The sequence below is a fragment of the Streptomyces coryli genome (genome assembly GCF_011044975.1).
Lineage (GTDB): Bacteria > Actinomycetota > Actinomycetes > Streptomycetales > Streptomycetaceae > Streptomyces > Streptomyces coryli.
The window spans coordinates 1-1562 of record NZ_JAAKZV010000514.1; the positions used below are offsets into that span (position 1 = coordinate 1).

Annotated in this window: 2 protein-coding genes; both read right to left on the bottom strand. The window is 71.8% G+C overall.

All coding sequences use genetic code 11. The annotated features are described in order from the left end of the window. Positions 1 to 14 precede the first annotated feature (14 nt). Positions 15 to 530 (bottom strand): DUF1203 domain-containing protein, encoded by a 516-nt coding sequence (locus tag G5C51_RS41840; protein ID WP_165246145.1) that lies wholly within the window; start codon positions 528 to 530, stop codon positions 15 to 17. Further along, a partial coding sequence (locus tag G5C51_RS41845; RefSeq protein WP_165246147.1) for an SGNH/GDSL hydrolase family protein occupies positions 527 to 1562 on the bottom strand: 1036 nt, incomplete at its 5' end. The genes G5C51_RS41840 and G5C51_RS41845, both read right to left, overlap by 4 nt.

The following is a 1562-nucleotide window of genomic DNA, read 5'->3' on the forward strand; positions in this document are numbered from 1 at the left end:
GTTTGGGGGGCGTGTCAGGATGCCGGGCGGTCCACCCGGAAGTGGAAGCAGCCGTACTCCACCGCCCGCACGTGGACCTGGACCACCTCCGGGTCCGTGAAGGCTTCTGCCAGTGCCTTGTCGAAGGCGGCGTTCGCGTTCTCCGGGAGTTCGACCAGGCGGCCGCCCGCGATGTGTCCCCGCGCGTCGTAGCGGCGGAAGGCGCGCAGGGCGCCGGGGCTCGCCCACGGGTAGCCAGCGGCCTCCGGGGCCGGGCCGCCGCAGTCCGCCGCGTGGATGAAGACCGGGCCCTGTTCGTCGTACGCGCCCGGCTGCGCACCGGTCTCCGCCGCCCAGCGGCGCAGGGGTGCGTACGAGACGAGTGCGATGCGCTCGCCCAGCTTGCTGGGGCGTAGGCAGCAGCGCAGGGGTACGCCGTTGTCGTCGTTGTAGTACGGGTGCATGGGCCGGCCGGCGTCGTCGCGGATGCGGAGCTCGGCCAGGGCGGCGGGGGTGATGGGCTGGGGGCGGTAGGTGCTGGTCCCTGTCATGGCTCCAGCGTCGCCAGTTCGCGCCCGTTCCGCTGGCGGGAATCCGACATGAGCTTTTCGAGGACCGACGCGGCCTGATGGTCCGCCCCCAGCTCGTTGGGATGCAGCGGTACGGCCAGCCCCGGCGGGTTGACCGTCAAGGGGACCAGGCCCTCCACCCACTTGGTGCCCGGCCACTGGCACACGTCGTGTCCCACGCTCCCGCTGTACGTGTCCACGAGCCGTACGTCGAAGGCTTCGACATCCCGGTCGGCGCGTGCCACCGCCCGGGCGAGTGCCGCGTTGAGTTCCTTGAGTTTCTCGCCCAGCCACATCAAGTCGCCGTCGTTGACCGGCACATACGGGTAGCAGCCGCGGTCCGTGGGCACCGCGGCCAGGTAGTCGACGACCAGGACGGTGGCCTTCGGGGCGAGCCTGTGCGTGCGCTTCAGTGCCCGGTAGACCTTGTCCTCGACCGGGGCGATGCGTTGCGACAGCTCGTCGACGCCGTCGCGCACCCAGCCCTTGCGGCACTGGCCGCCGAAGGGTGCGGGCAGTGCCAGGCCGGGCAGCAGCTCCAGCGACGGCAGCAGGTTGAAGCACGAGACCGCCGCGCCGGCGAGGTCCGCGTCGTTGCCGCCGATGCCCATCGTCACCAGGTCGGTGGTGGGTGTCAGCCGGTCGAACTGGGGCGGGTTCGTGCCCTGGGCGACGCCCAGGTGGTTGATCTCCTGGGCGCGTGTGAAGTGCTCCGACGTGGCGGAGCCGCACGTCGCGTCCCGGAAGGACGTCACCTTCAGCCGCTCGGCGACCTTCTTCGGGTAGTTCCACGTCGACTGGAAGCAGGCGTACGGCGTGTGCTCGCTCGAGACGTTCATGAACAGGGCGACATCGGCCGACCACGAGTCGCCGAGGGCCACGTACTCCTTGAACTGCCGGTCCTCGGGCGCGGACGCCGCCTGCGCGGGCAGGGCGGTGGCGAGCAGCGCGGCCGCGGCGGTGACGGCGCCGGCCAGCCGGGTCGGGCGCGAGGGACGGGGCGTACGGGAGGGG

Excerpts from the sequence above, each read along its gene's own strand:
- G5C51_RS41840 (WP_165246145.1), bottom strand. The coding sequence starts at position 530 with ATGACAGGGACCAGCACCTACCGCCCCCAGCCCATCACCCCCGCCGCC.